The following is a 6,843-nucleotide window of genomic DNA, read 5'->3' on the forward strand; positions in this document are numbered from 1 at the left end:
TACAGGGTCAACCATCAACTATCAGGTATGTAGGCCTGATTTCAGATTACTTGGTCCACGCAGCCACACGCTCAGGGTGTTTCGCTACCCAATCCTTCGCCGCTGCTTCAGGCTTGGCGCCATCCTGGATCGCCAGCATGACCTGGCCGATTTCATCCTTGGATTCCCACTGGAAGTTCTTCAGGAACTTGGCCACTTCCGGCGCTTTGGCTTCGAGGCCTTTGCTGCCGATGTTGTTCACGGTTTCAGCCGCGCCGTACACGCCTTTCGGGTCTTCGAGGAAGCGCAGTTTCCACTTGGCGAACATCCAGTGCGGCACCCAACCGGTCACGGCAATGGATTCGTTTTTCTTCTCGGCACGGGTCAGCTCGGCGATCATGCCGGCGCCGGAACTGGCCTTGAGTTGATAGCCGGTCAGGTCGTAGTCCTTGATCGCCTGATCGGTCTTGAGCATCACGCCTGAACCGGCGTCGATGCCAACGATGCGATTCTTGAAGGTATCGTCGGTCTTCAGATCCTCGATGGACTTGGCCTTGACGTACTCCGGCACGATCAGGCCGATTTTCGCATCCTTGAAGTTCGGGCCGTAATCGACGACCTGATCCTTGTTCTTCGTCCAGTAATCACCATGCGTGACCGGCAGCCAGGCCGACAGCATGGCGTCGAGTTTGCCGGTAGCCACGCCTTGCCACATGATCCCGGTCGCGACGGCTTGCAGCTTCACGTCATAACCGAGTTTCTGCCTGATCACTTCGGCAGCGACGTTGGTCGTAGCGACGCTGTCCGACCAGCCGTCAACATAACCGATAGTCACTTCCTTGCCTGCGGCGCTGGCCACGGTAGAACTGATCGCCAGCACCAAAGCGGCACCTGCGCCCAAGAGTCGTCGCATCTTCATCGTTACTTCCCCGAAAGTGCTGCGCTCGACGGATGCCGAGTCGCTTAAACGTATTGTTATGGTGCACAGCGCCCCCATCACGCCTTACCGCAAATTCGATAGAACATCAGCGGAGTACTGACACTTCCGATAATCAACCTGACGCCATCAACGACCTTCTCTGCCAGCGACCTCAAAACATCGAGAAACGACATCACAACGCCATTAATCTCGAGCACCGCTGTCGCTCCGGGCAATCCGCCCGAACTTTGCATGTCAAAACTATGCGAGCCACCAAGCACGCGACAAATGCAGGTAACATGCGCCGCTTTGCTCCCAGACGGCCTGACCATGCCCGCGACATCCCGCTTTCCTTTTTTTGCTTATCTATTCGCCTGCCTGCTGGGACTTTTTGCCCTTTGCGGCTTCTGGTACGGCATTGGTAAACCGGTGATTCTGCCGGACGTCGCCAGCGCGACGCACAAGCTGCAATGCGCGTCCTACACGCCGTTCGACAAAGACCAATCGCCGTTCGATGTGCCGTTCAATCTGCGTCCCGAGCGCATGGACGCCGACCTCGCGCTGCTGTCGAAGAGTTTCGAATGCATCCGCACCTACTCCATGACCGGCCTCGAAGCCCTGCCCGATCTGGCGCGCAAGCACGGCTTGAAGTTGATGATCGGCGCCTGGGTCAACAGCAACCCGGTGGACACCGAAAAAGAAGTCGACCTGCTGATTGCCTCGGCCAACGCGAATACCGACGTAGTGACCGCCGTGATCGTCGGCAACGAAACCCTGCTGCGCAAGGAAGTCACCGGCGCGCAGTTGGCGAAGCTGATCAACAAGGTCAAGAGTCACGTCAAACAACCTGTCACTTACGCCGACGTCTGGGAGTTCTGGCTCAAACATCCGGAAATCGCACCGGCCGTGGACTTCCTGACCATCCACCTGTTGCCGTACTGGGAAGATGATCCGTCGAACATCGATGCCGCACTGCAACATGTGGCCGAAGTGCGCCAGGTATTCGGCAACAAATTCGCGCCCAAGGACGTGATGATTGGCGAAACAGGCTGGCCGAGCGAAGGCCGTCAGCGTGAAACCGCCCTGCCGAGCCGAGTCAATGAGGCCAAGTTCATTCGCGGTTTTGTCACCATGGCCGAGCAACAAGGCTGGCACTACAACCTGATCGAAGCCTTTGACCAACCGTGGAAGCGCGCCAGCGAAGGTGCGGTAGGTGGTTACTGGGGGCTGTTTGACGCTGATCGTCAGGACAAGGGCGTCCTGGCAGGACCGGTGTCGAACGTGCCGTATTGGTCGCAGTGGCTGGTGGTGGGCGGGCTGATTTTCCTTGGCACGCTGATCCTCGGTGGTCGCGTTCGTAACACCCGCGCCGCACTGGTTCTGCCGTTGTTTGCCGCATTGGCGGCATGCTCCCTCGGCGTTTGGGGCGACCTGGCGCGCGTCACCACCCGCTTCACCAGTGAATGGTTGTGGGTCGCGTTGCTGACAGCATTGAATCTTTTGGTGCTGGTGCACGCAGCGCTGACGCTAAGCCCCCGCACAGGATGGCGCGGGCAGGCGTTCAACGCGCTGGAACGTCGCGCAGGCTGGCTGGTTGCGGTGGTCGGATTTGCTGCTGCGGTGAGCATGCTGGAGCTGGTGTTCGACCCGCGTTATCGCAGCTTCCCGAGCGTGGCGTTCATCGTGCCGGCGCTGGTATATCTGTGCCGCCCGGTGAGCGCGCCGCGTCGGGAGATTGCGTTGCTGACCTTCATTATTGGTGCAGGCATTGCGCCGCAGTTGTTCCGTGAAGGGTTGCAGAACCAGCAGGCTTGGGGCTGGGCGTTGGTGAGTGGGTTGATGGTGGTGGCTTTGTGGCGGTGCTTGCGGGTTCGCATAAGTTGACTACGAAAATATTCAACGTAAATGCGCGCGAGTCAGTACGGGGTTTGCTCACCGTTTCTGATAAGTTGCACCAACGTTACTGTATTTGTAGCCTCGCCAGGAAATTCTCTATTACGGTTAAACACCACTAAAGCCAGATCCCTATTGGCTTGCCTGAATTCATATCGACTTTCGCCATAACCAGGAGGAAATTTGTACTGCATTTCCTGCGGAAGCGCCTCACCATTGGCAAAGCTTTGGAGCTTCGATCGTCTCAGTTCGTCTGGAGAAACTTTACTTTCTGCCTTGCGATACTTTGCCCCAACGCTATATACATTCTGCTCATCCGCTCTGGCATTCGCCTCGACAACCATAGAGCTTTTCTCTCTGGGGGCGGCCTTCGATATCGACAATCTATCTCTACCCGACTCAGCGTTCGACAAGGTTCCATGTCCGGGCCTGGCGGGCATTTTGGTGGAACGGTTAATAACGGAGGCCTTCAACATATTTAACCTCTTCAACGCCTGTTGCAGGGCAGAAGCAGCCAATGATGAAACTCCATCAACCAGAGGGGCGAATAATGCGAATTCCCCCGATGGGTCAACGCGATTTACCGGATCCCCCACACCGTACGCATACGCATTCACCCCACCCTTCCCAAACGGACTCAAATTGTCCGGACTGTTGAACCGCATCAACACAGGGTTAAACGCTCGGTATCCATTCCCGAGCAAGTAATGCCCAGTCACCAGATCCCGTCGCTCACCGTTGAAACCCAGGAGACTGATCAAGCCACCTTCGGGAAAGCGATGTCCGTAAGGGGTATAAACAGGCTGCTGATGGTGGTCGACGGAAACCAAATGCAGAACGGAACGCTGGAGATCGGTTGCCAGCAAAGCGGGGTCAACTTTTCCCAGCTAACGCTGTTGCTGCGCCAGGAGCTGCGCGTCGTGTTCAAACACAGAGTGCTGCACCGGCCCTTGCGTCTCAGTAGCTAAGCGATCTTTTCGGTAAAAGCGCTGAATGCTCTGCTGATTCAGAGGAACACAGCTGGCAATCCGGTCCAAGGGTTCGTAGTGATAGCTGCACAACAATGTGTCTCGCTGAACGGTCATTGTCTTGCTCCGATTCAGATCCGGGGGGCGGATGGCTAGATTCGGATTATTTGCAGCGGCCGTCTACTATCAGAAGTGATAGGTAGAGGATGGAGATCCAGCGTGGCTACAGGCCCCATCGCGAGCAGGCTCGCTCCTACAGTGGATCTTCAGTGAACACAAAAACCGTGCACGACAAAGATCAACTGTAGGAGTGAGCCTGCTCGCGATAGCTATCTATCAGACACTACGAGGCGCCCTGACCAACCGCAACCCCGCAATCACCACCGCAAACACCGCCAGCGTCGTGTTGTACAATGCCAGCGCCGGGAACCCGAGCGCCAGTGCCAACACCGCCAGCCACCACCCGGCCCGGCCCGGCACAACGAAGCCAATGATGGCCGCCGCCAAGGCGCCATAACCCAGAATTTTGAAGTGAATCATCAGCCCCAGGTTCGAACGAACCTGGCATTCCCAGCGACTCGCCGCGTCCACGCAAATGCCGACCCACTGCGCATCCTCCATGAAGCCATAACGCGCGCCATAACTGGCGGCCAGCCATAGCGGCAGCAAAACAAGCAGCAGAATCACGGGCAGACGGCGGGACATGAAGCACTCCAATTGACGAAAAACGGCGGCCAGCTTAATCGCCCGACAGCCTTACGCAAGCGATAACAACTGTTAACTGGTCATTCAATCGCTGCAAAGTGTATCGTCCAGCTACTATTACTTCGAATTAAGCCTGTTTGGTGCCGATGCGTGGCACTTTGGCGCAAATTCAGTGGTCACAGCCTGCGAACTTCATTCGGCACCTTTTCTAAGGGATCTAGTCATGCTCCGTTCCTTGCGCTTCGCCGCCCTGTTTGGCGGCCTTATATTGAGTGCGTCCGCACTGGCGGTCGACATCGACGCCGCCAGTTATGGCTACCCCTTGACCAACCCGTTCGAGGCGACCATCGCCACGACGCCACCGGACCTGCGTCCGGATTTGCCGCTGGACGATGACATCAATCAGTCCGACCGAACCCTGACCTTGCGCCCGGAGCGGGCCTTCGAACTGCCGGACAACTTCTGGGCGGTAAAGAAACTCACCTACCGCATCGCCACCCAGGATAAACCCGCACCGCTGATCTTCCTGATCGCCGGCACCGGCGCGCGCTATGACAGCAGCCTTAACGAATACCTGAAGAAGCTGTACTACCAGGCCGGTTATCACGTAGTGCAACTGTCGTCGCCCACCAGTTTCGACTTCATGAGCGCCGCTTCACGCTTCGCCACGCCGGGCATTTCCAAGGACGACGCCGAGGACATGTACCGGGTGATGCAATCGGTACGTGCGCAAAACCCCACGCTGCCTGTCACCGATTACTACCTGACCGGCTACAGCCTCGGTGCGCTGGATGCCGCGTTCGTTGCGCACCTGGACGAAACCCGTCGCAGCTTCAACTTCAAGAAAGTCCTGCTGCTCAACCCGCCGGTCAACCTCTACACCTCGATCACCAACCTCGACAAACTGGTGCAAACCGAGGTCAAGGGCATCAACAACACCACCACCTTCTATGAGCTGGTGCTGAACAAACTGACCCGCTACTTCCAGCAGAAGGGCTACATCGATCTCAACGATGCGCTGCTGTATGACTTCCAGCAGTCCAAGCAGCACCTGACCAACGAACAGATGGCGATGCTGATTGGCACCTCGTTCCGTTTTTCGGCGGCCGACATTGCCTTCACCTCGGACCTGATCAACCGTCGCGGCCTGATCACTCCACCTAAAACGCCTATCACGGAAGGCACCAGCCTCACGCCATACCTCAAGCGTGCGCTTCAGTGCGATTTCGACTGTTACATCACCGAGCAAGTGATTCCGATGTGGCGTGCCCGCACCGACGGCGGCAGCCTGCTGCAACTGATCGACCAGGTGAGTTTGTATGCGCTGAAAGACTACCTGCGCGACAGCCCGAAAATCGCCGTCATGCACAACGCCGACGACGTCATCCTCGGTCCGGGTGACCTCGGTTTCCTGCGCAAGACCTTCGGCGATCGCCTGACCGTTTACCCGTTGGGCGGTCACTGCGGCAACATCAACTACCGCGTCAACAGCGACGCCATGCTGGAGTTCTTCCGTGGCTAAATATCTCCTGCTTCTCGCCGCGTTACTCTGTGCAAGCGCTGCCAATGCCGACAACAGCAAGGCCAACGCCCCGGTGGTCGTCGACAGTGACGGCTTCAAGGAGCCACTGAGCAAGCTCAAGTTCAACCCGGGACTGGACCAGCGCGAGTTCGAGCGCTCGACGCTCAGCGCGCTGAACGTCTACGACCCGCTGGAAGAGTGGAACCGCCGCGTTTACCACTTCAACTACCGGTTCGACCAATGGGTATTCCTGCCGGTGGTCGATGGCTATCGCTACATCACGCCGAGCTTTCTGCGCACTGGCGTCAGCAACTTCTTCAACAACCTTGGCGACGTGCCAAACCTGCTGAACAGCCTGTTGCAGTTCAAGGGCCAGCGTTCGATGGAGACCACGGCGCGACTTCTGCTCAACACCACGATCGGCATCGCCGGCCTGTGGGACCCGGCCACCGCCATGGGCCTTCCGCGCCAGAGCGAAGACTTCGGCCAGACTTTGGGCTTCTATGGCGTACCGGGCGGCGCCTACTTCGTGCTGCCGATCTTCGGCCCTTCGAATCTGCGTGATACCGGCGGATTGGTAGTCGACTTCAGCGCCGAGTCGGCGATCAACTTCCTCAATGTTTCCGAGGTAAGTTCCAACCATCCGGAAGTGTGGATTCTGCGTGGCGTCGACAAGCGCTATCAGACCAGCTTCCGCTACGGTCAGATGAACTCGCCATTCGAGTACGAGAAGGTGCGCTACGTGTACACCGAGGCGCGCAAGTTGCAGATTGCCGAGTAACTTCGGCTACACAAAAACCTGTGGGAGCGAGCTTGCTCGCGATGGCGGTGTATCAGTCAGCATCAACGTTGACTGA

The 6,843-nt window shown here is 57.6% G+C and carries 7 protein-coding genes and 1 pseudogene; 4 read left to right on the forward strand and 4 right to left on the reverse strand.

Annotated features, from left to right (window positions below; all coding sequences use genetic code 11):
• Window positions 1-46 precede the first annotated feature (46 nt).
• Window positions 47-898 carry a glycine betaine ABC transporter substrate-binding protein gene (locus tag ACW9JC_RS27545; protein WP_448108890.1) on the reverse strand — a complete coding sequence of 284 codons (852 nt, stop codon included), beginning with the start codon at window positions 896-898 and terminating at the stop codon, window positions 47-49.
• Window positions 899-1,186: 288 nt separating this feature from the next.
• Here ACW9JC_RS27545 and ACW9JC_RS27550 point away from each other — a divergent pair, with 288 nt between their 5' ends.
• Window positions 1,187-2,782, forward strand: coding sequence for a glycoside hydrolase family 17 protein (locus ACW9JC_RS27550; RefSeq protein ID WP_457458969.1), 1,596 nt, complete (start codon window positions 1,187-1,189; stop codon window positions 2,780-2,782).
• 32 nt (window positions 2,783-2,814) lie between these two features.
• On the opposite strand, the gene ACW9JC_RS27555 is transcribed toward ACW9JC_RS27550, so the two are convergent.
• A complete protein-coding gene (locus tag ACW9JC_RS27555; protein WP_457458977.1) occupies window positions 2,815-3,309 on the reverse strand; it encodes a hypothetical protein in 495 nt (164 codons plus the stop codon).
• A 102-nt stretch (window positions 3,310-3,411) separates the two neighbouring features.
• A pseudogene (locus ACW9JC_RS27560) lies at window positions 3,412-3,552 on the reverse strand (RHS repeat-associated core domain-containing protein); the annotation flags it as partial.
• Here ACW9JC_RS27560 and ACW9JC_RS27565 point away from each other — a divergent pair.
• Window positions 3,499-3,759 (forward strand): hypothetical protein, encoded by a 261-nt coding sequence (locus tag ACW9JC_RS27565; protein ID WP_457458979.1) that lies wholly within the window; start codon window positions 3,499-3,501, stop codon window positions 3,757-3,759. The pseudogene ACW9JC_RS27560 and the gene ACW9JC_RS27565 overlap by 54 nt on opposite strands.
• A 336-nt stretch (window positions 3,760-4,095) precedes the next feature.
• On the opposite strand, the gene ACW9JC_RS27570 is transcribed toward ACW9JC_RS27565, so the two are convergent.
• Window positions 4,096-4,464, reverse strand: coding sequence for a hypothetical protein (locus ACW9JC_RS27570; RefSeq protein ID WP_457458971.1), 369 nt, complete (start codon window positions 4,462-4,464; stop codon window positions 4,096-4,098).
• Window positions 4,465-4,687: 223 nt separating this feature from the next.
• Here ACW9JC_RS27570 and ACW9JC_RS27575 point away from each other — a divergent pair, with 223 nt between their 5' ends.
• Window positions 4,688-5,986 carry a serine/threonine protein kinase gene (locus ACW9JC_RS27575; protein WP_457458973.1) on the forward strand — a complete coding sequence of 433 codons (1,299 nt, stop codon included), beginning with the start codon at window positions 4,688-4,690 and terminating at the stop codon, window positions 5,984-5,986.
• Entirely contained in the window at window positions 5,979-6,767 is a 789-nt protein-coding gene (locus tag ACW9JC_RS27580) for an MlaA family lipoprotein (RefSeq protein WP_457458975.1), read from the forward strand. The genes ACW9JC_RS27575 and ACW9JC_RS27580 overlap by 8 nt, the downstream gene beginning before the upstream one ends.
• The last annotated feature ends 76 nt before the right edge of the window (window positions 6,768-6,843 follow it).

It is taken from the genome of Pseudomonas sp. SDO5591_S426 (genome assembly GCF_054070755.1).